This is a genomic window from Faecalicatena orotica, from assembly GCF_003149245.1.
Classification (GTDB): domain Bacteria; phylum Bacillota; class Clostridia; order Lachnospirales; family Lachnospiraceae; genus Faecalicatena_A; species Faecalicatena_A orotica.
This window is the reverse complement of sequence record NZ_QGDL01000008.1, coordinates 115,875-141,854: the sequence shown is the minus strand read 5'-3', so window position 1 is coordinate 141,854 and position 25,980 is coordinate 115,875. Positions and strand designations below refer to the sequence as shown.

The window sequence follows — 25,980 nt, the reverse complement described above, 5'->3', positions numbered from 1 at the left end:
ACCCTGCGGTTTTTACTTATACTCATTATACTTTTTCATTGCATATCTGAAGATAATAGATTTTTCCTGAGTCACTTCTTCCAGCACAGAGGACATACATTCTCTGCTGTTTCCGCTCATCTTCTTTCCGCCGCCAAAGGGGAGTTCCTGCGCCCTGAAACCTCCCGATCCGTTCACTGCCACCATTCCTGACTTCAGAGCCCCCGCTACTTTCATCGCATCCTGCAGATTATTCGTAATCACCCCTGCACTCAGACCGTAGTGAGAAGCCTCTGCAATTTCAATCGCTTCATCCAGTGTGTCAAATTCAATGATCGGGAAAAGTGGTCCGAATACTTCCATATCTCTCGCAATATCCATATCCACCGTAACGTGATCAAGGACAGTTGGTTCGAAAAAGGCACCTTCTCTTTTCCCGCCGTATACGAGCCGGGCCCCCTGCAAAATCGTATGCTGCACCTGATTTTCAACTTCGGCTGCCGCTTCTGGGCTGATTAAGGTCCCATAATCTGTCTCCATATCCAACAGGTCTCCCGTCTTAATCGTTTTCAACCGTTCCTCTATCAGGCGCCTGACGAATTCCTCCTTCACTGATTTATGTACGATGAACCGCTTCGCACCGGAGCAGCATTGCCCTGCGTTTCGGGTCTTATCCCCGGCCTCGTTGACAGCGAGATCCATATCGCAGTCTGCACAGATAATCAGGGGATCATTCCCGCCCAGTTCAAATTTATAATCGGTAAGGTTCTCCGCCGCCTTCCTTGCAATTTCGATACCGGCTTTTACGCCGCCTGTCAGGTTAACCTGTGCAATCATCGGATTTTCGACGATCCAATTTCCAACCAGGGAACCTCTTCCGGTGAGACACTGTACCGCCTGCGGGGTCACTCCCGCCTCCGCCAGAAGTCCCATTAATTTTAAAACACAGAGTGGATTAGACGTGGCCGGTTTCACGACGACTGCATTTCCCGCCATCAGTGCGGGACCCGCCTTAAACGCCCACAATGCAGCCGGAAAGTTGAATGGGACGATACACGCAATCACACCTAACGGCTCATGTACCGTCACTTGAAGGTCGTCATCATAACCGCCTTCAATGCCCATTGGCATAGTTTTTCCATACTGGTGCTTTACGATTTCGATTGCACTTTCAAATGTCATGTATACGGAGTCAATCTCTCCATAAGAGTCAAATACCGGCTTTCCGGTCTCTAACGTAAGTGTCCTCGCCAGAAGATCCCTGTTTTCTTTTACCAGTTCCAGAAATCTGCGCAGGATTCCTGCTCTCTCACGTATATTGTGGCGATACCATATTTTCTGTCCTTCCACAGCAGACTGGATTGCGAAATCAACATCAGCCTTTCCTGCTGCCGGTACCGTATCAAGTAACTCCCCTGTATATGGATTTGTCACATCTATCGTTTCTTTGTCTGCCGACTCCACCCATTCCCCGTTTATTAACATGTTCATAAATATTTTCACTCCTTATCTGTGATCCTGCACCTTATCAACTGCCTCCATATAGCTTATAAATCCTCTGTCCCACAGCCCACAATCCACAGGTACAAACTTTTCTGTTTCAAAATTATTTTCCACAATCCGCCGGATTTCCCTGAAAGAGCCGATTTCACCGTCTTCTTTCGCCTGTACCAGAAGATTTCCTATGCAGGCGCTTTCAACAGGACCTGTAAATACTGGCTTTCCTATGGCATTTGCAGCAAACTGGTTCAACATCCGGTTCTGGCTGCCGCCACCCACGATACGCAGTGCATCTAAGGAGTGGCCAGCGATCTCTTCTAATTTCCGGAATGTGATGCGGTACTGCATGGCCAGACTTTCATACACACACCTTGCCAGTTCACCGACCGACTGCGGCACTGCCTGACAGCTTCGCTCACAGTAACCCCGGATTTTCCCGGTCATGTTTCCTGTCTGATAGAACTCCGGAGACTCCACATCAATAAAAGACCTGAATGGTTCTGCCGCGGAAGCCTGTTTTACGATTTCATCCCAACTGTAAAAAATCTGCTGACTCTCAAATTCTTTCACCACCTGCTGCAGTATCCACATTCCCATAATATTTTTCAGAAGCCGGACTCCACCGTCCACGGTACCTTCATTCGAAAAATTAGCTTCATATACAGTTTTGTCTATAATTGGCTTCTCTAATTCTATTCCCAGAAGTGACCATGTCCCGCTTGAACAGAAAGCCTCGTTTTCGTGGAGCGGTGCGGCCGCAACCGCCGATGCCGTATCATGTGTTCCTACAGGCACGTACTTCAATTTTTCCAAACCTGTTTCTTCCAGAACATCCGGTACAACATCAAAGTGGACAGTTCCGGGCATCACGATATCCGAATAAATCTCCTCCGGCAGTCCCAGTGAACGCAGCATATCCCTGTCCCATTGCTTATCCCGATGATTGTACATCATAGAAGTCGACGCCATTGTATATTCATGTCTCATCTCTCCGGTCAGAAAATATGCAAGAAGATCAGGAAGCATCAGTAGGTTGGACGCCTCTTTTAATGCCGGGTCCTTGCAGTATTCTCTTTCAAACAACTGGAACAACGTATTTCCATAAATCGTCTGTATTCCGGTCCTGTAAAAAAGTTCTTCCGGTGTTATCTTTTCCTGAATCAGATCAACAAAGGTACTGTCTGCATTCCGCATACACCGGCAGCTGCCAATCAGCTGTCCGGTCCGGTCAATCAGCCCGTAGTCCGTTCCCCATGTATCAATCCCAAGACTAACGAGGTCCCCACCACACACTGCCTTGGCCTTCCGGCAGGAAACCAGAATCTCATGAAACAGCCTGAATATATCCCAATAACATTTCCCTTGTACCGGGACATAATAGTTCTGAAACCTGTGGACTTCCTGAAGCTCTAATTTTTCCCCGTCCAGTTTTCCTAAAATGCCCCTGCCCGTGCTTGCGCCAAAATCCATTGCTAAATAATATTTTGCAGACATTGAAACCTCCCTGATTTATAAAGAAATGAATATATATCTTTTTTATTGTTTTTGTTTCATTTCCTTTTCAAACTCTTCTACCCTTTTCAACCCATAAACGTTTGTGTCATAGTAATCCGAATTCAGCCACACTTTAACCATTTTTACGCCGTCTTCCGGAGACATCATCCACGCCCCGGTACAAAGCACATTTGTATTATTATCGGCACGGGACATTTTTGCCGCAAAAACGTCATACGCAATAGCTGAACGGATTCCCGAAAACTTGTTTGCAGAAATGTTCATTCCCTGTCCGGTCCCGCAAATCAGGATTCCCCTGTCATACTCCCCTGTCTGGACTGCTTTGCATACAGGCTCGGCAGCATCCAGATAATAACCCTCATTGTCCTGATAACTTCCTATATCTTTTACCTCATATCCCTCTTCCAAAAGTGCTTCTGCAACAGCTTTTTTCAGCGGAAAACCGCTTCCGTCACAGCCAATAATCACTGATAATTTCTGACTCATAATGATCCATTCCTTCCATTTATAATATAGCCTGCTTTATCTGTTCTTTACCCCTGCTTTACATGCTGCTTTCGATATATGCGGCCCTCTCCATTCCTTCCACATCACGGCCTGTATACTGGACGAGAATCCATGTCTCAATCATTTTCAGGCACTTTTCGAAGTTTTCCGCGAGCCACACTCCAGTACAGAGTACATTCGTATTATTATCCTGACTCGCAAGGCCCGCCGGAACAACGTCATATGCAAGTCCCGCCCGGACCCCTTTAAATTTATTTGCCGCAATACACATCCCGATTCCAGTTCCGCAAATCAAAATACCTCTCTGATATTCACCTGACTGTATCCCTCTGCAGACAACTTCCGCCGCATCTGAAAAGTCTCCCCCGTCTGCACTTGACGTGCCTGCATCAGTGATGTCATATCCTTTTTCCTTCATTGCTTTTACTAACTCTTCCTTCAAATCATGGGCGCAAATATCGCACCCAATCATTATCTTTATTCCACGGCGCATTTCATTTCCTCCTATTATTTCTTATTAACTCAAACTATCCTGCTCCTCTTTCATGTCAGAAGTCATGGCTTTAATCGCCTTATTCGATGTCTTTGCATAATGAATTGACAACGCAGTGCCCTCGGCAACCTCCAGCTTATCAAACGTTAACAACGGATTATCGCCCATTACCATGATCCCTGTATTATCAAGGGCAAAAAACGGTATATGTTCAATCCCGGCCTTTTCGGCAATCTTGTCCCAGTCTCCCAGCATTTCCTCAAAAGATATATGTGTAAAACTCCTAAGCACCCCGTACGACTCAGGAATCAGGGCTACTTCATATTCCTGCTTTGTTACCGCGTAAACCGATGCATATGCAGGGGCCGCCATAATGATAGCTTGTATGTCCGGATGTTTCTCGTAGATTAATCCATGTAATTTACTGTAGGCATCTGCTTCTTTCCCTTCCTCGCACCGTCCTGTTTCTGCCAGGACGAAGTCGCCTTCATCAATATATGCATTATCTCTGTACTCCGGTGAAATTAAAAATCTCTTTTCATCAACACGGGCTGAAATACACCCAAATCTGGCGTTAAAAAGTTTCTTCAGATTTGCGCGGCGGGCTAAGAGCTTTAGAGTCCTCCTGAGATCCAGTTCTTTCTCTGAATACCCCTCTCTTTTCATCGTCCCCGGTAATTTTTCTGCCTCCAGTTTCTCTGTCATTTCCTTCATTTTCACACTGCTCTGAGAAGTAATTTTATCCTCGGCCTCTGCAATTAACTGGATTCTTGCATTAAAATCAAATTCTTCAATTCTTGCAAATGCATCATACAGGCTGACGCGGCTGGCAAGAAATACAGCATGATTTTTTAGAACAGCAGCATCGTACCCCCGTTTAAAAACATCCATCACGCACTTAACCAGATTCAGTGTACCCGGCATTCCATATTCACACATTCCTGGTTCTCCCACCTCCTGAAATGATGGGAATAACGCCTGTGTCTTTGGCAGTTCATGGACAGCGCTCATTGTAACCAGGGCCGGTGAGTGTGCGTGAATAACAGCCCGCATTTCCGGACGTGTCCTCAGGATTCCTACATGGATCCTGTATTCCGAAGTCGGTTTCCATTTCCCGATTATCGTATCATCCGGAAGAATCCTGACGATATCATCTCTCTTTAAGTCACTTTTATCTATTCCGGTCGGAGATACCCATATGACGCCGTCATCATCCCTTACCGATACGTTCCCGCCTGTCAGTGTGGTGAGATCACTGTCATAGATTCTTTTTAAAATGTTACAGATCTGGTCTGCCGGATGCAGTGCCTGTATTTCTAGCATGTTTCATACCTCTCTTCCCTATCTACCGATTACCTTCAGCAAACAAATACTTCATTGCATGTACCGACTGTGATGCCTGTTCGTCGAGTCCTGCTTCGTCCGCCCATCTCGTCATATCCCTCCATATCCTGCAGCAGTCGCCTAAGGAACCCCCCGCCCTTACAAGACACTCCATCGTTAAAATGCCATCATAATGAATATAGTGCAGCGCATCCCGAAACTCATTTAACGGCAGATGCCCCGTCCCGAGAATGCCTCTGTGGTTTTCCATGAGGTGAAAATGTCCCAGCCTGCCGCCGGCCGTCAATATTGCATTCGTATAACTGGATTCCTCCACGTTCATATGAAAGGAATCCAATGTCATTCCTGCATTTGGCATATCAATCTCATCCAGCATCCTTTTTGCCTGCGCAGCTGTGTTTATAATATGGCTTTCATAACGGTTTACAATTTCTACGTTAATCCCAATGTCATATCCCTTCGCTGCCCCGGCTATTTTCCGGATAGAATCTATGGCAAATTCATATTCTTTTTCATGGTATTTATCATATGGGGCCGTGAACGGGGCATTCAGCATATTTCCGCCAACTGCTTTGATCCCCAGTTTTTCCATTCTGGGAAAAGCCTTTTTATAGAATTCAATTCCTTTTCTTCTTTCCTCCCTATCAAAGGAAGTCAGCCAGGAACCCGCAGGCGGGTCCAGTCCGAGTGCAAGCTCGATATCATAATATTGGGCTGCCTTTGCCAACTCTGTCACGTCATGATCAGAAATCTCGAAAAAAAGGTAGTCTCCTAACTCCAGTGCATCAAATCCTGCTTTTTTTGCTTTTTCAACATATGGCAGATATGATTTACAGTCTAAATCTTTTCTCCAGTATATGTAGTGAATTCCAAATTTCATATTTTTTGCAAACCCTCACTATTCCAGAACGTATCTCAATACGATTGACTTGCTCTGTGTCACCTCATCCATAACCGCTGACAAGCTTTCCCGGCTGTTTCCGCTCATACGCTTTCCACCGCCGAAAGGCAGCTCTGCCGCACGGAAGTTTCCTGATCCATTGATGGCAATGTGTCCTGTCTTCAGCTGTTTTGCAGCTTTCATGCATGTCTTTATGTCTCTCGAGAAAACACCGCCGCCTAATCCATATCTGGAATGATTTGAAATTGCAACTGCCTCTTCAAATGTATCGAATCCGATGATCGGCCACACAGGGCCAAATACTTCCATATCCCTCGCGATATCAGTATCCGGGCTTACATGGTCAATAATCGTTGGCTGAAAGAATGCCCCTGTTCGTTTTCCTCCGTAAATAACGACACCTCCCTGTTCTACGGTTAGTTTCACCTGCTCCTCAACTGTTTTTGCCGCTTTTTCACTGATCATGGGCCCCATTGTCACATTCTCATCCAGCGGATCACCCTGAACTTCCTTGCAGAGGTACTCTTCTATCAGCTTCTCAATAAACTCCTTTTTCAGGGAATTGTGGATGATGAACCGCTTTGAACCGGTACAGCACTGCCTGTTGTTCCGGCACTGGTCACCGGCTTCTTTTACTGCAAGGTCCAAGTCTGCATCCTCAAATACAATGAAGGGGTCGTTGCCGCCTAATTCAAACTGATACGGAATCAGATTTTTGCAGGCATTCTTCGCAATATCAATTCCCACCTCTGTGCTGCCGGTAAAGTTTACACCGGCGATGCGCTCATCCGCCATCAGCCAGTTTCCGATCTCACTGCCCCTTCCCGTGATGCATTGCACGACTGATGCCGGAACACCTGACTCTACAAGCATTTCATGCAGTTTTAAAAGTGTCAGCGGATTATAGGACGGTGCCTTTACAATCACCGCATTACCGGCCGCAAGCGCTGCCCCTACCTTAAATGACCAGATTGCAGGCGGGAAATTATATGGGATGATGCAGGCAAGCACACCCAACGGCTCGTGAATCGTAAACTGAATATCATGGTCATACCCTGGCTCAGTTCCAATCGGCATTGTCTTCCCGTAATAGTGTTTCGCCACTTCGCAGGAGCCTTCAATCGTGTATGCTACAGAATCAAGTTCCCAGACAGCTTCTTTCCAAAACGGTTTTCCCGATTCCATTGCCAGAATCTTTCCTAATTCTTCCCGGCGTTCCAGACACAGAGAAGCAAACTTTTTCAGTTTCTGTGTGCGTTCACGGATTGTCATTTCTTCCCACATTTTCTGTCCTTCGACCGCCGTATCAATCGCCAGCTTAACGTCTTCATATGTCGCGGCTGGAACAGTATCAATCACGGTGCCGTATGCCGGATTCACGATATTTATGACATGTCCGTCGCTGGAATCTCTGAATTCGTTTCCTACAAGCATTTGCATTTTACATTCCTCCTAAAGCTTTTCATCATATTCATTGATAAAATTCATATTTAATTCCAGACCAAGACCCGGTTTGTCCGGAATCGTCATCATGCCACTGACCGGCTCCGGTGCATCCACATAAATGTTTCTTGTAATTTCTTCAAATAAGAGTAATCTTTCAAGAAACAGCGCATTTGTACACGCACTCACGAGGTGGATGTGTATATTCTCCATTGCATGCGGTGCAAATTTTAAATTCCACGCCTGTGTAACCGCTGCCACTTTCAGCATCTCTGTAAAACCGCCCGCCCTCGTCCCGTCGAGCTGCACAATGTCCGCGGCCTGATTGATAACCAGATCCCTGACGCCGTACTTCGTATACTCATGTTCACCTGTTGCAAGCGGCAGGTCCGTGGACATTTTAAATTTTTTAAGCCCCGGAATATCATCGGCAAATACCGGTTCTTCCAGAAACATGATGTCATAGTCCTTGACACGGTTTGCAAATCTGGCCCCCGCTGCCGCATCCCAGCAGTTGTTGGCGTCCAGCATAATCCCGATACCTGGCCCCACAGCCTCTCGTACCTTCCGCACACGCTCCACATCCCTGGACGGACTGTTTCCTCCATTGAACCCAACCTTGAATTTAATCATTTGATAGCCCCGGGATACGAGTTCCTTCATTTCTTCCACTAACTCTTCATCTGAATAGGACGTCCAGCCGCCGCTTCCATATACTGGTACCTCTTTCTTATTTCCACCGAACAGGCGGTAAAGCGGCAGATTCGTTATTTTTCCTTTCAAGTCCCAAAGCGCGATGTCCACCGCACTAAGTGCACAAAACATCAGCCCTTTTCTTCCGACGCCCCGAAGGTACTGGAACATATCTGCCCAGATTACTTCCGTTTCAAACGGGTACCTCCCGATGATTCTGGGGGCGATATTTTTTTCTATCAGCAGCTTTGTTGCCTCTCCGCCGACTTCATGGTATGTAACACCGAATCCCTCTAAACCATCCTCCGTGATAACACGGACAATCGTATACCCTATCGTTTCGACTTTTCTGGTTGCGTCGGAAAATCCGCCTTGTACCGGCATAGATACTAAATGTACCTTTACATCTCTGATTTTATGATTCATCATATATCCTTTCTATCCTCTCTTGGATCTGGAGATAACGTCCATTGCGATTGCAAGCATTAATACGAGTCCCTTCACAATATACTGACTGCTCTGGCCCATATTCAGCAGGCTCATTCCGTTGTCCAGGCTTGCCATCAGCATCGTTCCTATTACCGCACCGACAATCGTTCCTCTTCCTCCTAAGATACTTGTTCCGCCGACTACGCAGCCTGTAATCGCTGTGAATTCGAATGATGTACCCGCTGTTGGCGTAGCCTGTCCGACTCTTCCGAGATAAATTACGCTTGCAACACCTACGATCAGGCTGTGAAGCATATAAATCTGCATATTGATTTTCTCCGTCTTAATTCCTGACAATTTGGCCGCCTCCGCATTGCCGCCCACCGCAAAGACATACCGGCCGAAAACCGTATTGTTGACGACATAATGGAACACTGCCGCAAGGGCTGTTAAAACAACAATCGCATAGGGGAAGCCCTTATAGAAGATAAAGATCCCGGAAACAACAAAGATTGCAGCAACGACTATCACTATTTTAATGATCTTCTTATTCCAGTTTGCTTCGATTAATCCCTGCTGTATTTTTCTTTTTTCACCACGGACGCTTATAACAATGAAGATTACACATCCGGCCAGCGCTATAACAAGGCTTGTAATATGTACGGAGCTTTCACCGAGATTTGGGAGATAGGAACTGCCGAACTTTGAAAAACTATCCGACATCGGTCCAATAGAGGCCCCGTTTCCGACTGCAAGTATGATCCCTTTCAGAACCAGCTGTGTTGCAAGGGTTACAATGAATGCCGGAAGCTTTTTATACGCAATCCAGAATCCATGCCACAATCCTAAAACCAGACTGCATGCCGCAACCACCAATAGTGTTGCCGCGGTCCCAAAACCCGCCTTTACCTGAATCACGGCAGCAATCGTTCCCATGCATCCCAAGGCTGTCCCTGCCGAAAGATCACAGTTGCAGGATACGATTACCAGTGTCATCGTAATTGCGATAATCGAACACGTAACACCCTGCATCATTAAATTGGACAGGTTTCTTGTTGATATAAAGGTTCCATTTGTAAGAAAACTAAACAATGCAAAAATAATAATCAACTCAATCAACAGGCTGTTTTTATATAGCACGCCTGTGATATTCGCTCTTTTTTCTCTCATCAAAAATACTTCCTTTCTTTTATTTCCCAGTAGAACACTGCAGCAGCGTCTCCTGTGTTACCAAGGATTCTTTTGTATCAAATTCACCTGCGATCTTCCCATCGCTCATAACATAGACCCTGTCACTCATATTGATAACTTCTGGCAGTTCTGAAGAAATCATAATAATAGAAATTCCGTCCTTTGCCATTTTATCCATAAGCTGGTAGATTTCATATTTTGACCCGACATCAATCCCCCTCGTCGGTTCATCTAAGATCAATAAATCCGGTTTCGTCAACAGCGCTTTTACAATCAATACTTTCTGCTGGTTGCCGCCACTTAGGTTTTTGGCCAGCTGCAGCACGGACGGAGTCTTAATACTCAGGTCTTTAACTCCCTGCATTGCCTGTTCTGTTTCCAAATCCAGGTCAATCACACCGCCTTTTGAAATCTTATTCAGGCTCGAGAGGGTCATGTTTACCTTTAAATCAGAATTCAAAAGAAGTCCGAACCTCTTCCTGTCCTCCGACAGATACATCAGTCCGCTGTCAATGGCCTCTCTCGGATGTCTGAATCGTTCTCTTTTCTTTCCTTTGAAATAGATCTCCCCCGAACACGGCTTATCCTGCCATGCTCCAAACAGGCTCATTGCAAACTCCGTCCTTCCGGCCCCCATGAGTCCTGAAATCCCAACAATTTCCCCTTTTCTCACACTGATGCTGATCTGGTCCAGCAAGTTTTTTTCGGGGTTTTTCCTCGTCGGCACTGTCCAGTCTCTGACTTCAAACAGCACTTCCTCTCCCGGCGTGTGTGTTTTTGCAGGATAAACATCCGTCATTTCACGCCCCACCATATAGGAAATCATCTTATTTTCATCCAATTCCCCAATCGGCCTTGTCGTAATCGTCCTGCCATCCCTCAAAACCGTAACGGTATCTGAAATTTCTTTCACCTCATTTAATTTATGTGAAATATAGATACATGTCATGCCCGATTCCCTGAGCTGTTTCAATAAATCGAGCAGATTTTTGCTGTCCTGTTCCGTAAGTGAAGAGGTCGGCTCATCTAAAATCAATATATCTACATTTTTATTCAATGCCTTGGCAATTTCGATTAACTGCTGCTTGCCTGTGCCGAGTGTTTCAACCACTGTATTCGGCTTTTCATCTAAATTAACCCGTTTTAACATTTCTACACATCTTCTGTTTTGTGCATCCCAGTCGATATGCCCGTTCTTCACTATTTCATTTCCCAGAAATACGTTTTCGCAGATTGTCATAGTCCCTACCAGTCCCAGTTCCTGATAAATGATAGATACCCCTGCTCTTTCGCTGTCTTTTACACTATTGTATTCTTGCTCTTTCCCGCTTATTTTCATGATGCCGGTATATTGTCCCACGGGGTAAACACCACTGAGAACCTTCATTAGTGTTGATTTTCCTGCCCCGTTTTCACCCACCAGAGAATGAATTTCTCCCTTTTTAACACAGAAGGTAACATCATCCAGTGCCTTGACACCCGGAAATTCTTTCGTAATATTCTGCATCTCTAAAATATAATCTTCCATTAAAATCTCCTTTCATCATAATTGATCCCCCTGTACTATCTGTAACTGTTCAGGACTGTGCTTTTACTGCACAGCCCCCCGCTGAACAGTTACATGACTGGATAAACTGAGATTATTTCCCGGAAATTTCTTCTTCTGTATAAATACCTTTATCAATTAATTCTGTCTGGATGTTATCCTTTGTAATGATTGCAGAGCTTACAATCACATGGGGCATTTCATTGACACCAAAATCAATGGTATTATCGCTCGTAATCTTTTCACCTTTTGCCAGAGAAACTGCTGTTTCAACAGCTGCTCTTGATAATGCATCACTATCTTTATAAAGCGTTGATGTCTGTGTCCCCTTTGAGATTCTCTGCACTGCTGTCAGTTCGCAGTCCATTCCTGTTACCACAACCTTACCGTCCATGCCTACTTCCTCTAATGCCTGAATCGCACCCGATGCAATTCCATCGTTCATGCAGACAAATGCAGTAATATCATTATTCTGTTCTGCAAGTGCGTTCTGTGCATACCCAAGAGCTGCTTCTGCTCCCCAGTTGGTACAGTACTGTTCCATCACAATCTCTACATCCAGGTCTTCTAATATTGACTTTTCGCCTTCAATAATCTTCTCAATACCGGAAGACTTATCACCATGCAGGAGCACTACTTTTCCGCTTACGTCCTTATCCGCCAGTATCTGGGCGATCAGTGTGCCGTTTGAATAATCACTGTATCCTACAAACGCATCTCCGTATGTGTTTTCAAGCTGCTGGTCATATACAAGAACCTTGATACCATCATCCGCTGCCTCCTGCAGTACATTTGACAAAGCCCCTGCATCCACGGCGGTAACCATGATAACGTCCACTCCCTGGGTAATCAGATTCTCAATCTGTGAAACCTGTGTCTGTGCATCCCCGTTTGCAACCTGATAAAGAAACTCAACCCCTAAATCATCTGCCGCTTTCTGGCAGCCATCCAGTTCTCTCTGCCAGCGTTCTTCCTGAACCGTCTTAAGCGAATACCCGATCGTAATCTTTCCACTATCCTTTGAATCTGTCTCACCTGTTTCCGACGATTCCGTCTTATCCTTTGTTTCGGTTCCGGAATTGGACGCTCCGCATCCTACTAATGCACTAAACGAAAAAGCCAATACCGTAATCAACGCTGCCACCCTTTTTTTGTTCATAAATCAAATCCTCCTAAAATAATTTTCTTGTGTATCTCTTGCACACCTTTGTTGTATTTATATAATATCCAATTAACGAAATATATTGAATCGAAAAAAATAACCAATTTCTTGAAAAATATTACCTTTTATATTGTCTTCATTTCATAACTTTTTTAATATTTCCATACAAAAAAGAGGCATATTTACCATATTGTGTAAATTGCCTCTTTCTTATATATGTACTTATTGTGATATTTCAAAAAAAGTGATACGTTTTAATAACAAATATTTTCCACGGTTACTCTTGTGGCTGATGAAACTTCATGTAATACAGTTCTGCTTTTTCCCTGCTCAGGGAAAATATCTTCTGCAGCTTTTCCAGAATCTTTTCTCTGTCGTATCCTTCATCAAGATAATCCTGCATCAATGCCCTGATCCCTTGCTCTCTCCCTTCGTTTACACCATCCTGATACAAATCATCCAATGCCTTACACATATCAATTCCTCCCGACTCCTGTTTTTCTGCTTTTAAACTGCTTTCCGAGCCAAGCAGCACTTTGGCTGCATTATATGAATCTTCGTCGATGTTACTAAAATATTCTTTATTGGAATTCATATAATTCTGTAATTCCGTCTTGCTTTTTCTATATTTTAACATACCAAAAATAATCTGTAAATCTGTTTGAAAACACTTCAGATTTTCCAGCCGTTTAGGTTCAATCAGATTAATTCTATAGTTGGGGACATATGTTTTTAATAAACTATATTCTTTCCTGTCGATTCCGAGAAGTCCATGCAGATCTATCTTCCCATCCCATTTTTCCTCACCATAATAAAAAATGATTGTTATTACAGGATATAGGTGATCTGTTTTTTTCAATCCTGACAGAAATTCAGCTGAGCCCTCCAACTCTTTATTTTCCCTTCGCAATTTCTTAATTTGGCTGACCTGATCCACATAGCTTAACGCATCATACAGCATCCCGCGAACAGGCATTGCGTAATGGATTATTTCATTTTTCTTTGACAAGTTCATACACTCAATACGCATCACCCACTTTTTTGTGTTACTGAATACCATTAACCATTTTCATTTTTCAAACATTGAATACTTGGACGAACATGTCCTTTGGAATGAAATCATAATTTCATCAAGTCAGATATAAAGAATGTTTGAAACGCACCTGTGATTTCAGGTGAACTAATTTTAGCATAACCTCTTTCATATTACAAGCTCAAATTTCCAGATTTTGAGCCCATATTTTAAGTTCTCTCCCCCTAACAATCTATCCTCGTAAGTAGTTTTTCTACAAAATGCAGACCTTAGCTCTACATCTGGATGAACCAGTGAAAAGAAGGGACGGCTGCAATCCTCCCGGGGGAGCACATGCCGTTTTGAAACGCTTAAGCAGGACATAGAAATTCTTGAAGAAAACAGCTGGGAAAGTGGGGAGATTTTGTGATCCCGAATCACAAAATCAGCAGACCCAGAGCGGGAAATCATCAGATTTCCCGCTCTGGGTCTGCTATGCCCCATTTTCCCGGCTGTTTTCTTCTTAGAATTTCTCAGGCCTGCGTCCGCATTTCAAAACGGCATGTACTCCCCCGGGAGGATTGCAGCCGTCCCTTCTTTTCACGTCCCTTCTCGATTCGCAGGCCTGAGCCTACCTCCCCATTTCGCGGACCGAATACCCGAATTTCTTTTTAAAGCACACGCTGAAATAATTCGGGTCCTGAATCCCGACCTTGTCAGCGACCTCATATCCCTTCAGTGAAGTCTGCCGCAGTAATATCATTGCTTTTTCCATGCGGTAATCCAACAAATATTCCCTAAATGTTTTCTTTGTCTTCTTTTTGAATACCCTGCTGAGATAATTGGGATTCATATAGAATGTCTCTGCAATCTTTGTCAGCGATAAATCCGGCTCTTCGTAATGAGTTTTTATATAGTCCTCTATACTTGCCAGCACATTCGCGTGATTTGTTTCATTTACTTTTCTGAATGTTTCAAACAACTTGTCCAGTAAGTTTAGTATGCTCTTCTCCATCTCGAAAAGATCTGTCATCGTTAATATATCAGCAACCATCTTTGTGCGGATTTTTTCAATATTGTCTAAATCAATCTTCAATTCTTTTGCCGCTGTATAAGTTTCCATAATCAGGTTGATTGTCATAAAAATTGCCTGATCCCTTGTCAGGTTCTGATTCACTGCATTATCATAGATATCTTTTAATACCTCCTTTGCTTCGCTGATCATTCCCTGACTGATGTAATCACTGTAATTTTTCATAACAACATCGTGAACCGACTGCTCCTGACTTTGATTTTTCAAAATTTCCTGAAAATAAATGCATTTTCCGCTCTGCCTCGTAAAACTATATTTCAGTGCACTTTTTGCCTCGCGGTAAGATATGGACAGCTGCCAGAGACTTTTATAAAAAGAACCGACTCCAATGCAGACCTGAATAGGAACTGTTTCCGCTATAAAACGGCATACATCCTGACAGAGTCTGTTAAAATCCACATCCTTCTGATTATTGATAATAACAATATATGGATAACTTCTCTCAAATAAAAAGATATGGTCATATCTGGAAAAAAAGTCATCCACAATTTCACGGATCCGGATGGCTTCTAGCAGTTCCTTCTCCGTTTCATATTCGATTCCCTGCCCGTACTCCAGCACGGCGACCTGAAAAATATCCTCATTTAATTCAATATGAAATACCTTTAAGTTCTCAGCCGCGGATTCCGCCTCCGATGAATACACAAGCCGGCTGATTGCCTTTTCCCTTATTTTATTGTAATTAAGTTCAAATTCTCTTTTATAGTGTTCAAACTCCTCATTATGCCGGCGCTGTGACAAGATAGCGTCCCTTACCTTACATCCGACCTCCCTTAAGGCATCTTCTGCAATCGGCTTTAAAAGATAGTCAAAAATACCGATTTTCAACCCCTCATTGACATAAGCAAATTCATCATATCCGGAGATTACCACTACTTTTATCATCGGGTATTTATCAACGATAGTTCTCGCCAGATCGAGTCCTGTCTGCCCCGGCATCCTCACATCTGTAAAGACAACATCCGGCTTTAGTTCATCTACCTTCTCGATCCCCTCTTCCGCGGTCGATGCAGTCCCTACTATAGTGAAGCCTATTTCTTCCCAGTTTACACTTAACCGGATCAGCTCTCTTACAAGCCTCTCATCATCAACAATCAATAATTTTATCATGTAATTCATTCCCCCTGTTCTTTCGGAATTCTTATTTCGATGGTAGTGTAAAGACCGGGCTCAGAATAAATATGAACAAGATTTTCCTGCCCGTAATGCAGTGTAATTCTTTCAGCCGTCCCGTAAATACCAAAACTTTTTTCTTCCCCGTTTACCTCGCCGTTTAAAATTCTTTGAATCGCATCCTCAGACATGCCCATCCCCGAGTCTTTTATTCTTAACACAAGATATCCATCTTCCATCTCCGCCGCTATTGTAATCTTTCCGCCGCCTTTCGTCTTCAGTCCATGATAAATTGCGTTTTCGATAAATGGCTGTAAAATCAGTTTCAGTACCTTTAATTCGTTAAGATCATCTGGAATACGATATTCGATTTCGAAAAAGTCTTCAAATCTATATTTTTGTATTACTATGTAATTTTTAATAATTTCAATTTCTTCCTTTAAACGGATTGTTTCGTCACCTTTATGAAGACTGATCCTGTAGTATTTACCCAGTGCCTGCATTAAAAGGTACACATCCTTGCTCTTCCCCATTAATGCAAGCGCACATACCGAATCAAATGTATTATACAGAAAATGGGGTCTGACCTGGGCATTCAGAACTTTTAGTTCATATTGCCGTTTTTGCTTCTGCTCCCCCTCGATCTGCCTCAGTAAAGAAACTGTTCTTTGAATCATATGATTGAACCCTGTCTGAAGACTGATCATATCCTGATTCGTTTCTAAAACATCTATTTCCTGCAATTGATTTTTTTCCATAACTTTTAATACATGGCTTAATGGTTTTGCAATCGAATTATCCAGAACACTCATGCATAAAAAGATAAAAATTGTATATATAATCAAAATTGCAAGCAGTCCGATATTGAACACTTTATATTGGTCATGAACTACGGCCTTGTCCATCGCAATACTGACAGTGATGGCCGCCGGTCCATAAATCCGTTTATACTCCTGCCCTTCTTTTAACCGTTCAATCGGTTCGGAGATGTAATACACATTTTTAAGTCCGTCCATGATGCTGCAATAAACACTTGAACTTTTAATCGGCTTCAGGATCTGGTCTATGGATATATTACAAATCATCACACCCTTAGGGAGAGATGTTGCCGGCTCCTTAATCAGGCTGACCACAGAAAGAAATCCATCCTCTTTTCCTTCAAAAAATCCGCCGCCACCGAAATAAACCGAACTTTTCCCCTTCTTCGCATACACAGTATGGTACCACGATGCCTCCTGTACCGAATTCATAATGGGGGTATATGTTTGACCCCGGGTTTTATGATAATAATTCCCTTCCAGATCATAAATATAAATAGCATCAATATCCGAATTCAACAAAATTCCGGAGAGTATAGATTGATCCAGATCCTCTTTAAGCTGAGTTTCCTTCGGATTATTCAAAAATGCCTGTATTTCATCCACCGACTCCATCAATTTGGAATAACCCTCGGCCTTTTCCACTGCATTGTTCAGCGCATTCTCAATCTTCAGCCACTCAACTTTTAGATTCGTTTCCATTTCTTTATTCGCATATTTGATTGTTATTCCAAAATAGAATATTAAGAAGAACAATATGATACATAATACACTTAATCCATATACATATACAATCTGCTTACGAAACGCAAAATGTCGCCATTTATTTAACAGATTCTTAACCATAACAGTTCTCCTCCTGCAATCAAATTGTTCATATTTTTCCCAAAGTACTGGATTCTGGACCTTTCTGAATTAAGTGTAATTGTACATCATAATATTTCTTAAATCAATTAGATTATCCCCTTTTGATTTTTCTCTTAAATTTTCGTTTTTTATTGTTTCAAAGCACATACAAAACACCTCCTGCGCTACAGGATTCCATGCATTTAAAGAAGTTGACAAACCTCTGGATCTACAATATAATCATTGTTATATAACACTTGTTATATTCGAGGTGAAAAGATGCCAAAACAGAAAATCACGAAAAAAATGATATTGGATGCAGCCTTTACGCTCCTCCGTACACAAGGGTACGAATCCCTGAATGCCAGAAACATTGCCAGTCAGACCGGCTGTTCTGTGCAGCCGATATATAGCTGCTACTCCAACATGTCAGAGCTGATGGAGGAATTGTTTTTATATACCCAGCAATACCTGACTGCATATATAGAAAAAAACGCAGACAAAAATTATTACTTTGCATCCATCGGGCGGTGCCATATCGGATTTGCCAGAGAGGAAAAGTATTTATTCTGCTTTCTGTTCCTATCCAAATACATGCATGTTAACAGTCTGGAAGATATCTACAGACAATGTGCAAGGCAGGACGTTGCAAAGGATATCATGAAAACGCTGTCTATCAGTGATGCCTCCGCGAAGCAGCTCTATCTGCATATGATGCTGTACACACACGGAATCGCTTCTATGATAGCTGCCGGCGCCGCAGATATCCCGGATGAAGAAATACACAGGCTTGTTAATTCTGCATTCCATGCATTTTTGAAGCAGGCCAAAGAACCCGTAGGAGTTAAGGACCTTTCTGGAATAAAGGAGGAACAGATAAGATGAAATTAATTATCCATGATTTGACCGAAGATACCCTGCAAAAGATTTATCCTGAAATCGCCGCAGAATATATCATTATTTCGGATTGTGATAATATACAGCCCTGTATCGGCTGTTTTGGCTGCTGGCTGAAAACTCCGGGAGCCTGTATCATCAAGGATGCATATTGTGAGATGGGTAAAAACATCGCCATGTGCAGTGAAGTGCTGATTATCAGTAAATGCGTCTATGGCAGCTACAGTCCCTTTATAAAAAATGTACTGGACAGAAGCATTTCCTATATCCATCCATATTTTACATTTAAAAATGGAGAAATGCACCACCAGCAGCGTTATAAGAGAGACTTTGATCTAAAGGTCATCTTCTATGGTGGTGATATAACTACAGAGGAAAAAGAAACCGCCCAGAAACTGGTAAGGGCAAATGCAGTCAACCTTTACTGTACCGTAAAATCTGTGACTTTTTTGGATTCTATACAAGAAATGGAGGCACTGGACATATGAAGATTGCTCTGATAAACGGAAGTCCAAAGGCAAAGGGCAGCGCTTCCGGCCTTATATTAAAAGAACTGCAGGAACTGCTCTCCCCTGAAAATAAGATTGTAAATCTTCACTTTAGAAAAAAACAGCCCGGCAGCAGTGATTTACAACTCCTTAGGAACAGTAATGTAATGGTCTTTGCATTCCCTCTTTACGTTGACTCTCTCCCCTCGCACCTGCTGTCATGCCTGATTCAGTTGGAGGATGAGCTTAAAAATGCTGCCTTTTCAAAGGACTGCACGGTTTATGCCATTGCAAACTGCGGTTTTTACGAAGGCTGTCAAAATATCCTTGCCCTGAATATCATGAAGAACTGGTGTGCCAGAGCCGGAGTAATCTGGGGCGGCGGGCTCGGAGTCGGTGCCGGGGGAATGATGCCTGTCATAAACAGTATTGCTGCCGGAAAAGGGCCCAAGAAGAACTTTTCCGGTGCATTAAATACGCTGTCTGACAGGATTTCTCGTCAGGAAACCATAGAAAATATATGTTTCTCCCCGAATTTCCCACGGTTTCTATATAAACTGGCCGGTGAAATGGGCTGGCGTAAGGCAGTGAAAGACAACGGGCTGAAACGCCGCGACCTGTCGCGCAAACAAGTCTGAGCACCAGACTTGTTACTGTCCGCGTTACTATTGTTGCTGTTTGCGCTCTTATAAGGTGCACGTCATGGTCTAAACTAAGGAGATACTTATGAAACTGGAAGAATTAGTAATTGAAAATTGCAATCGCCTGAATGAAAATGATTTACTCATCTGGAAATATATACAGAAGCATAAAAAGGAATGCTGTGAGATTGCGATTGAAGATCTGGCGAAGAAATGCAGCATTTCAAGGACTACCATATCCCGGTTTACAAAAAAATTGTCCTTCGATGGATTCCGGGAGTTTAAAGTCCATCTAAAGATGGAATATAATGAAGAATTGACTGAATGCGGAGTCATCATTGATGATGGATACCATATTCTTCTTCCAGATTTTCGCTGTCTGCTAAAAAATTCTCTTTTGAAGAAAGCAATTGATGCAGGAACATCCGGCGGAAATTTTTTTGTCTCTCTTCTGATTACAAATCAGCTTGCCCGGCTATTTAACTCAGGCAGACAATGATAGAACAAATATGGTGATTTCTTTAACTCCTGATATCTATTCCATAGCAGACATATCAAAACATATTTGTAAATTTACCGTATAAATTGAAGGATATCTTGCATTATATATAATTTTTATCGTATTAATAAGTTGTAAAGTATATTGTTTTGAATTTTTTCCTGCATTTTGTACCCTAATATTTGTTTTTCAAGCTGATTAAATAATTTATTTGAAACTAATTATAATATAAATTAAATATTTTTGTTTCTTTTTCATCTTAATAATTTACTTGCATTTATTATTTAATCTGCAGTCATCTTTTGTATGTCAAAAATCCTGACAAATTTCTGGTTCCCCTCCAGCCAATCTCTTCTTCCTGTCCTTTCCTTATCTGCAATTCATAAGAAAGTATCGTTTGCAAATACCATCTGCATGCTATATAATTAGAATTTAGATAATTATAACTATAACTATTGAGGTGAATCTAATGGTTGATACCACAAATGAAAGCCAATATGAAAAATGTAAAAAAATGGCACACTTTATCCAGCCGAATATCCACCCCCACATCATGACCACCTATGAAAAGGTGATCAAGGAACGCCAGCCCGGTATATACATTTATAAGAACTATATACGTGATCTGGACCCTTCTGCTTCTAAAGCCCCTTTGTTGGAAGATATCATTGCAATGTCCACTTATATTGCCCTTTCCAAAGAAAGCATTGACCAGGCAATTAAGACATACCATGAAAACCGAAGAGTTTACAAAAGGAATTGGCTTAACAGCATAAAAGAAGAAATCACCTCTCCAGATAAGATGAAGCCAAAAAATCCACAGCTACTGCGGAAATTTGCAGAATCGAAACACATGATGGATGCCCTTGACCGGTCCAATCTGCAGGAACAGACAATCGAAGAAATTATGTTGGAAAAGTATGAGGAATTAGAGAACTGGAGAAGTGATACAACGGCTCCTATTACAGATTTTTACTTTCTTGGAAAGAAACCGGTCAAATCTATTTCCAATGGCTTTGTAAATGATATTACTTTTGAATCTCTTACGATCATTAAGAATTTATTTGGAGGGTCGATTGAGGGATTCAATGTAAAATATCCTACGAATATGTCAGAATATCCGGTCTTTAATTACAGGAGTTCCTGGCTGGATTTTGAGCCCGCCCTGATCGAGAATGAGCTGATCTTTCTAAATCAGTATGAATTTGAGGATGACGATAAGAATGTATTTGGAGATATTAAGGTACAGTACAGCCCTGAGCAGAAACTGCCCGCCACTACATCAAAAAAGGCTATATCCAGAATAGAAAAGGATTATCAGGTCGATTATTTAAAACAAAAGGAGCTGGACATGAAGGATCATGAAATCATGACCCAGTTATTTAACCTGATTAATGGCGAAAACCTGAATGACCAGTATATAAGCTGTGATCTGCGGGATTTTGTAAGAAAGATATTTCATATAAAGGTACCCCGAAAAGTGCATTATGATGATGTAGAAAACAGATTAAAGAAACTTAAGAGTTTCGATTATACCATTACAGTGAAAAGTAAAGAAACTGGCGAAATCGTCGAAACAACGAGTCTTGGACTGCTGAACTATATTAATATCAACTACAAAGACAATATCCTGCAGTTTACACCTTCTGAGCAGTGGAAGCGTACCTATGTCCAGAAAAAATATATCAATATACTGGCCGATTCTTATACTACGATAGCCTCGACCCAGACAAAAGGTATTATGATGATCCTTCAGCAGGAGCGTCTGACAGAATACAGCAAGGGTTCGTCTTCCAAGACATTCAGCCTGAAGTTCTTCCGTGCCCATATGAAGCTGCAGCGTATTGGAAATGCTGCACTGATCAAAGAGCTGACCCACCATCTCTCTATACTGAAAAACGAACAGATTGTTGTAAAAGACTTTGATTTCATCAATAAAAATTCTGCACTGCATATCGAATTTATGGATCTGGAAGACAAAGAATTGTTTGCTTATGAGTATAACACAAAAAATGCCCTGGAATCATCAGATGTAATTGATACAGATTTTAAAGAAATATAGTCGTCTCTGCCCAATAATGCCGTGTACCCCCAAAAAATGCGTACAGCAGCCTACAGAGCCGCCAAAGGACCTAAATCTGCTTTAAGGTTTATGGTCCTTTTTTTCAATACTATTCTTGAATCCTTGCTTCAGACTCTTAAACCCATGATTTAGTCGCTATCTTTCCCTAAAAGCCACCTTAGGCCTATCTGGAATTCGTATATTTCCCTCGTAAATTTAGTCGCTATCTCCCTGATGTCCTTTTCTACATTTAGTCGCTATCTTTGTTCAGTTTCGGTAAAATATACCGGCCAAGCTTGTTTTTCTGCGCCTATTATTTGCATTTAGTCCGTGATTTTGTGCGTATTTTTTTTATTTTACTTCATTCAACGTATTCAGTCCGCTTTTTTGTGCGTATTTTTTTATTGGTGAATATGTGTTAACTATCTCTCCTTTTCTCTTCTGCCCTGTTTTTTTATACCGAAGGAATAATTAGTCCGTAATTTTGTGCGTAATTTTTCAACGAATTTTTCCAACAGACATCTGTTGCAGCCAATTTTGTCGCTATCTTTTTCAAAATTCTTGGTTTTCAATTTTGTCGCTATCTTTTCTTCACAGAATATATGACAACTGGATACCTTTCTTTGAAAGGCCTGAATATCATAATTTTTTTGGTTGAGCGAGGCTTGTATTCTATTCATTATCCATAATTAGTCCGCTTTTTTGTGCGTATTTTTTTATTTTATTCAATTTAGTGCGGAATATAGTGTGTGTTTTTTCGTTTTTTAAAATTTAGTTCGCAATTTTGTGTATGATTTTTTAAGTTTTTTAGTTTAGTCCGAGATTTTGTGCGCATATTTTTTATAAAAATATTTGGTCCGCTTTTTTGTGCGCGACTTTTCTAAATGAAAAATTTTTAAGATATTCATTTAATTTTTTATAACTTATTTAGTCCGCTTTTTTATGCGCGACTTTTTAACAATTATCAATTCTTAGTAATTTAGTCCGCTTATTTGTGTGTATTTTTTTATTTTAACTAAGTAATTAACATTTAGTACGTTATTTTATGCGTTATTTTTTTTTATTTTTTTTCTATTTTTTTTTCTCTTGTTTCCCCTATGTGCCAAATGCCCGTAACCCTTGTATTTTAGGCATTTTTTCTGAATTCTCCTTAGAAACTGTCTGAATTTACACAGGGAGAAAAACGCGTAATTTACGCAATTTTCCATATTTGGTTCGCTATTTTGTGCATGGTTTTCTAATTTTACAAATGCTCAAATATATAGTATATTAAAAAACATGGATAACCTAATTAAAAGTTGCAGCTTCTAATTAAACTATCCATGTCTTGAAATTATAATTTGTAGCTTTTCTCACCAGTTGAGCTACATGTTGCAACACCGACGAATCGTTAACATTATGAGGCTAATGTGAAACCAATTGCCGATACTGTGATAATATTATAGTCTATTTTATATTCTATTTCAAGTATTATTACACTTCTGGTCGATAATTGGTGTTATTGTTGTACCCGGATTTGCTTTTGCATATTCTGTCACAGCATATTGGCCGGACGGGGTGATGAACTTGGAATTGTCAAAATACGCACGCATCGGTAAAGCTCCTCTTATAAAAGCTATTGGAGTACAGGAAAATCATAAAGAAACTTATTATACGGAAAGCCAGGAGCTGGATCGGACAGCATCTGGCTGTTTTGCGTGTCCTAATTACAAGAATATTGATTTCTATGAATATATGCCTGCAGAAATTCAAAAAGAAGCCTGTAATAACTGCAAAAATTGCCCTCATGCCGTATATAAGACTATAACTCATGAGCATGTAAAGTATATAAATGAACGGAATATGTACGGAAACGCCCCCCGGCTGAAGGCTATTGCCCTGAAACTCCTTGTTATCTATCATTTTTCCTGCCCGGACGAACGTGGTTTTGTCCGCAGCCTGTCTCCTAAAGAGCTGGCCTCTTATCTGGGCTGTACGGTTCGCTCCATTAAGAATGCTAACCGCAAACTGGAGAATTATGGATACATTATGTACTGCAATGACGGCTCTAAAAACCGTTTTCATGTTATTCTTTCAGAATACACTACTTATGCACTGAGCGCCAAAGAAGGCGGACGCGGTTATGCAACTTTTAACCGCTGTTTTCTGGACGAGTTGGTCAAATTGCAGGATCTGAATCAACTGCGTGTTTTCTTACGTGCAGCCTTGGATATGGATACAAATCGTAATCCGGAACGTGAATTGATACAGGAAAACCAATATTCCTTCCTTCGCAGCTTCCTGCCTCGTTATTGTAAGCCTAATATCATTAAAAAAGCCTTATCTGCCGCCTCTAACCTCTTTCAGGTTGCTTTTGGAGAAGACGTTATTGCTTTAAAAATGAATCCAGAATGCCACGGCCGGCGTGATTTTGAGAAAAATAATAAGGAAAACACCGATATTATCAAGAAATACATAGAAAAATTAGATTCCGTAATGAAACATGCCAATGCTGCAATCATGAAGAAACAGCCTGTTACAGAGGACGATCTTGATGCATTAAAGCAGGCGGGTATCCAGAGCCGTGCCGGTTCTCTCCGTAAGCTGTATGTTCCTTTTAATCTGACTGACGATGATCTAAAGGACCTTGGCTGTCTGGGCAGTACATATTCTGTAGAATCAGTGCTTGAATGTGTTGGATATGTCTATGAACAGTATCAAAGTAAGTTTAAAATGAGCAGTATTGGAGCTCTGATCCGTACTATCTTAAAAGAAAACAATTCACAAACTGAACTTTTTTATGCTTTTAGCTAAAAAAAGGGGGTTTTTTTGCGCTTTTTTTCAATTATATGGCCTTTTCCTATTTCTAACATCTATTTTGCACCTTAAATATTTGTTTTTTAATTAAAAAAGTTATATTACTGTGAATATACTATATTTTTTTATAATTTATGCGGAAAAAAATCATCTACACCTGCACTTTATCATCTTCATTGGAAAAAGAACGTCTACACTTTAAAAAATTCATCACCATGCAAACATTTTTGTCCACACATAGAAGAAAGCATTCCTTCAAATTTTCATTTTTTCCAGTAATATCAAGGGATTGCGGTGATTTGATTTATCAATTATATCTTTTTAATTATATTATATAACTCTATCTATAAATATATGTATATAGAAGACCTCTTCTTTTCTTCTACACATTCTTTAATAAATAACTATAATTTATTAAGATAAAAATGATTATTAAATGAGAAAGTAAATTGTTATTTTTCTGAATACTTAGTAACACGTATATGTAGATAATGTTAAAAATACTATTTATAGTATAGCATATTATAGACAGTATGAACAGAATAAATTTACAATATTTAGATCCTATAAAATATTAATTAATTTATTATTTTATGAAAGTTCATATCTTAAACAAGTATTTATTATCTTATGACACATTTGTAAAAGGAATACTTATAGCTGACGAGAATAAATATCATTTTAATCATTTTGAGTATAATAAAATTGAGTTTTAAATTTATACTGATATGTAAGTGTAATATTTTACTTTCTGCAGTAACAAATTAAAGTCTGGATTTCTGAAACTTGATGAGTTGTATAAAGGTTAAGGACCTCGTAATCTGATACTTTACAAATTTATTCCTGACAATTTGCTCCATTATTTTTGAATTATAATAGAGTGCATACCTTTGGTAAATTTGCTTTTATTAGTTTATACTTGTTTTTAAACTAGATCTTGTTACTTATACTTGAAATAAATAGATCATATTAAGTCACTATAAGCTTTTATAAAAGTAGTTGTTATTTTTTC

At 41.0% G+C, this 25,980-nt stretch carries 21 protein-coding genes; 6 read left to right on the top strand and 15 right to left on the bottom strand.

The features are described 5' to 3' along the window. Positions 1 to 12: 12 nt before the first annotated feature. From A8806_RS13790 to A8806_RS13725, 14 genes are all read right to left on the bottom strand, one after another. Positions 13 to 1,470 (bottom strand): aldehyde dehydrogenase family protein, encoded by a 1,458-nt coding sequence (locus A8806_RS13790; RefSeq protein ID WP_109731789.1) that lies wholly within the window; start codon positions 1,468 to 1,470, stop codon positions 13 to 15. 15 nt (positions 1,471 to 1,485) lie between these two features. Next, entirely contained in the window at positions 1,486 to 2,973 is a 1,488-nt protein-coding gene (locus A8806_RS13785; protein WP_109731788.1) for a rhamnulokinase, read from the bottom strand. Positions 2,974 to 3,015: 42 nt separating this feature from the next. Continuing rightward, the gene (locus tag A8806_RS13780) at positions 3,016 to 3,480 is read right to left on the bottom strand and encodes an RpiB/LacA/LacB family sugar-phosphate isomerase (RefSeq protein ID WP_109731787.1); all 465 of its coding nucleotides are present in this window, start codon (positions 3,478 to 3,480) and stop codon (positions 3,016 to 3,018) included. Positions 3,481 to 3,538: 58 nt separating this feature from the next. Next, positions 3,539 to 3,994 carry an RpiB/LacA/LacB family sugar-phosphate isomerase gene (locus tag A8806_RS13775; protein WP_109731786.1) on the bottom strand — a complete coding sequence of 152 codons (456 nt, stop codon included), beginning with the start codon at positions 3,992 to 3,994 and terminating at the stop codon, positions 3,539 to 3,541. 24 nt (positions 3,995 to 4,018) lie between these two features. Then, positions 4,019 to 5,317 (bottom strand): class II aldolase/adducin family protein, encoded by a 1,299-nt coding sequence (locus A8806_RS13770; protein WP_109731785.1) that lies wholly within the window; start codon positions 5,315 to 5,317, stop codon positions 4,019 to 4,021. A 22-nt stretch (positions 5,318 to 5,339) separates the two neighbouring features. Beyond that, positions 5,340 to 6,218 (bottom strand): sugar phosphate isomerase/epimerase family protein, encoded by an 879-nt coding sequence (locus tag A8806_RS13765; RefSeq protein WP_109731784.1) that lies wholly within the window; start codon positions 6,216 to 6,218, stop codon positions 5,340 to 5,342. Between the two features lie 18 nt (positions 6,219 to 6,236). Then, complete coding sequence (locus A8806_RS13760; RefSeq protein WP_109731783.1) at positions 6,237 to 7,679, bottom strand: aldehyde dehydrogenase family protein; 1,443 nt, start codon at positions 7,677 to 7,679, stop codon at positions 6,237 to 6,239. A gap of 12 nt (positions 7,680 to 7,691) precedes the next feature. Further along, positions 7,692 to 8,804, bottom strand: coding sequence for a mandelate racemase/muconate lactonizing enzyme family protein (locus A8806_RS13755; protein WP_242996084.1), 1,113 nt, complete (start codon positions 8,802 to 8,804; stop codon positions 7,692 to 7,694). A 9-nt stretch (positions 8,805 to 8,813) separates the two neighbouring features. Next, complete coding sequence (locus A8806_RS13750) at positions 8,814 to 9,974, bottom strand: sugar ABC transporter permease (RefSeq protein ID WP_109731782.1); 1,161 nt, start codon at positions 9,972 to 9,974, stop codon at positions 8,814 to 8,816. 19 nt (positions 9,975 to 9,993) lie between these two features. Continuing rightward, positions 9,994 to 11,523, bottom strand: coding sequence for a sugar ABC transporter ATP-binding protein (locus tag A8806_RS13745; protein WP_109731781.1), 1,530 nt, complete (start codon positions 11,521 to 11,523; stop codon positions 9,994 to 9,996). A 112-nt stretch (positions 11,524 to 11,635) separates the two neighbouring features. Then, a complete protein-coding gene (locus tag A8806_RS13740) occupies positions 11,636 to 12,700 on the bottom strand; it encodes a substrate-binding domain-containing protein (RefSeq protein WP_109731780.1) in 1,065 nt (354 codons plus the stop codon). A gap of 280 nt (positions 12,701 to 12,980) precedes the next feature. Further along, entirely contained in the window at positions 12,981 to 13,712 is a 732-nt protein-coding gene (locus A8806_RS13735) for a hypothetical protein (RefSeq protein WP_181368722.1), read from the bottom strand. Positions 13,713 to 14,346: 634 nt separating this feature from the next. Further along, positions 14,347 to 15,918, bottom strand: coding sequence for a response regulator (locus A8806_RS13730; RefSeq protein WP_181368721.1), 1,572 nt, complete (start codon positions 15,916 to 15,918; stop codon positions 14,347 to 14,349). 5 nt (positions 15,919 to 15,923) lie between these two features. Next, a complete protein-coding gene (locus A8806_RS13725) occupies positions 15,924 to 17,585 on the bottom strand; it encodes a cache domain-containing sensor histidine kinase (protein ID WP_109731777.1) in 1,662 nt (553 codons plus the stop codon). Between the two features lie 279 nt (positions 17,586 to 17,864). On the opposite strand from A8806_RS13725, the gene A8806_RS13720 reads away from it, so the two are divergent. From A8806_RS13720 to A8806_RS13700, 5 genes are all read left to right on the top strand, one after another. Next, the gene (locus A8806_RS13720) at positions 17,865 to 18,470 is read left to right on the top strand and encodes a TetR/AcrR family transcriptional regulator (protein WP_109731776.1); all 606 of its coding nucleotides are present in this window, start codon (positions 17,865 to 17,867) and stop codon (positions 18,468 to 18,470) included. Further along, positions 18,467 to 18,970, top strand: a complete 504-nt coding sequence (locus tag A8806_RS13715; protein WP_109731775.1) for a flavodoxin family protein — start codon at positions 18,467 to 18,469, stop codon at positions 18,968 to 18,970. The genes A8806_RS13720 and A8806_RS13715 overlap by 4 nt, the downstream gene beginning before the upstream one ends. Further along, complete coding sequence (locus tag A8806_RS13710; RefSeq protein WP_109731774.1) at positions 18,967 to 19,608, top strand: NADPH-dependent FMN reductase family protein; 642 nt, start codon at positions 18,967 to 18,969, stop codon at positions 19,606 to 19,608. Before A8806_RS13715 ends, A8806_RS13710 begins: the two co-directional genes overlap by 4 nt. An 88-nt stretch (positions 19,609 to 19,696) precedes the next feature. Continuing rightward, positions 19,697 to 20,110, top strand: a complete 414-nt coding sequence (locus A8806_RS13705) for a MurR/RpiR family transcriptional regulator (RefSeq protein WP_109731773.1) — start codon at positions 19,697 to 19,699, stop codon at positions 20,108 to 20,110. A 469-nt stretch (positions 20,111 to 20,579) separates the two neighbouring features. Further along, positions 20,580 to 22,172, top strand: coding sequence for a hypothetical protein (locus A8806_RS13700; protein WP_109731772.1), 1,593 nt, complete (start codon positions 20,580 to 20,582; stop codon positions 22,170 to 22,172). A gap of 1,463 nt (positions 22,173 to 23,635) precedes the next feature. On the opposite strand, the gene A8806_RS26765 is transcribed toward A8806_RS13700, so the two are convergent. Beyond that, positions 23,636 to 23,764, bottom strand: a complete 129-nt coding sequence (locus A8806_RS26765; protein ID WP_278321112.1) for a hypothetical protein — start codon at positions 23,762 to 23,764, stop codon at positions 23,636 to 23,638. Positions 23,765 to 24,200: 436 nt separating this feature from the next. Between A8806_RS26765 and A8806_RS13690 the strand changes: the two genes are divergently transcribed. Then, positions 24,201 to 24,965, top strand: coding sequence for a hypothetical protein (locus A8806_RS13690; RefSeq protein WP_181368720.1), 765 nt, complete (start codon positions 24,201 to 24,203; stop codon positions 24,963 to 24,965). Positions 24,966 to 25,980: the final 1,015 nt, after the last annotated feature.

Coding starts and splice junctions, on each gene's coding strand:
- A8806_RS13740 (WP_109731780.1), bottom strand. CDS start 12,700: ATGAACAAAAAAAGGGTGGCAGCGTTGATTACGGTATTGGCTTTTTCG.
- A8806_RS13690 (WP_181368720.1), top strand. CDS start 24,201: ATGTACTGCAATGACGGCTCTAAAAACCGTTTTCATGTTATTCTTTCA.
- A8806_RS13780 (WP_109731787.1), bottom strand. CDS start 3,480: ATGAGTCAGAAATTATCAGTGATTATTGGCTGTGACGGAAGCGGTTTT.
- A8806_RS26765 (WP_278321112.1), bottom strand. CDS start 23,764: ATGCGTGCGTATTTTGACAATTCCAAGTTCATCACCCCGTCCGGCCAA.
- A8806_RS13725 (WP_109731777.1), bottom strand. CDS start 17,585: ATGGTTAAGAATCTGTTAAATAAATGGCGACATTTTGCGTTTCGTAAG.
- A8806_RS13785 (WP_109731788.1), bottom strand. CDS start 2,973: ATGTCTGCAAAATATTATTTAGCAATGGATTTTGGCGCAAGCACGGGC.
- A8806_RS13775 (WP_109731786.1), bottom strand. CDS start 3,994: ATGCGCCGTGGAATAAAGATAATGATTGGGTGCGATATTTGCGCCCAT.
- A8806_RS13705 (WP_109731773.1), top strand. CDS start 19,697: ATGAAACTGGAAGAATTAGTAATTGAAAATTGCAATCGCCTGAATGAA.
- A8806_RS13745 (WP_109731781.1), bottom strand. CDS start 11,523: ATGGAAGATTATATTTTAGAGATGCAGAATATTACGAAAGAATTTCCG.
- A8806_RS13720 (WP_109731776.1), top strand. CDS start 17,865: ATGCCAAAACAGAAAATCACGAAAAAAATGATATTGGATGCAGCCTTT.
- A8806_RS13710 (WP_109731774.1), top strand. CDS start 18,967: ATGAAGATTGCTCTGATAAACGGAAGTCCAAAGGCAAAGGGCAGCGCT.
- A8806_RS13755 (WP_242996084.1), bottom strand. CDS start 8,804: ATGATGAATCATAAAATCAGAGATGTAAAGGTACATTTAGTATCTATG.
- A8806_RS13790 (WP_109731789.1), bottom strand. CDS start 1,470: ATGAACATGTTAATAAACGGGGAATGGGTGGAGTCGGCAGACAAAGAA.
- A8806_RS13770 (WP_109731785.1), bottom strand. CDS start 5,317: ATGCTAGAAATACAGGCACTGCATCCGGCAGACCAGATCTGTAACATT.
- A8806_RS13730 (WP_181368721.1), bottom strand. CDS start 15,918: ATGATAAAATTATTGATTGTTGATGATGAGAGGCTTGTAAGAGAGCTG.
- A8806_RS13700 (WP_109731772.1), top strand. CDS start 20,580: ATGGTTGATACCACAAATGAAAGCCAATATGAAAAATGTAAAAAAATG.
- A8806_RS13715 (WP_109731775.1), top strand. CDS start 18,467: ATGAAATTAATTATCCATGATTTGACCGAAGATACCCTGCAAAAGATT.
- A8806_RS13765 (WP_109731784.1), bottom strand. CDS start 6,218: ATGAAATTTGGAATTCACTACATATACTGGAGAAAAGATTTAGACTGT.
- A8806_RS13760 (WP_109731783.1), bottom strand. CDS start 7,679: ATGCAAATGCTTGTAGGAAACGAATTCAGAGATTCCAGCGACGGACAT.
- A8806_RS13750 (WP_109731782.1), bottom strand. CDS start 9,974: ATGAGAGAAAAAAGAGCGAATATCACAGGCGTGCTATATAAAAACAGC.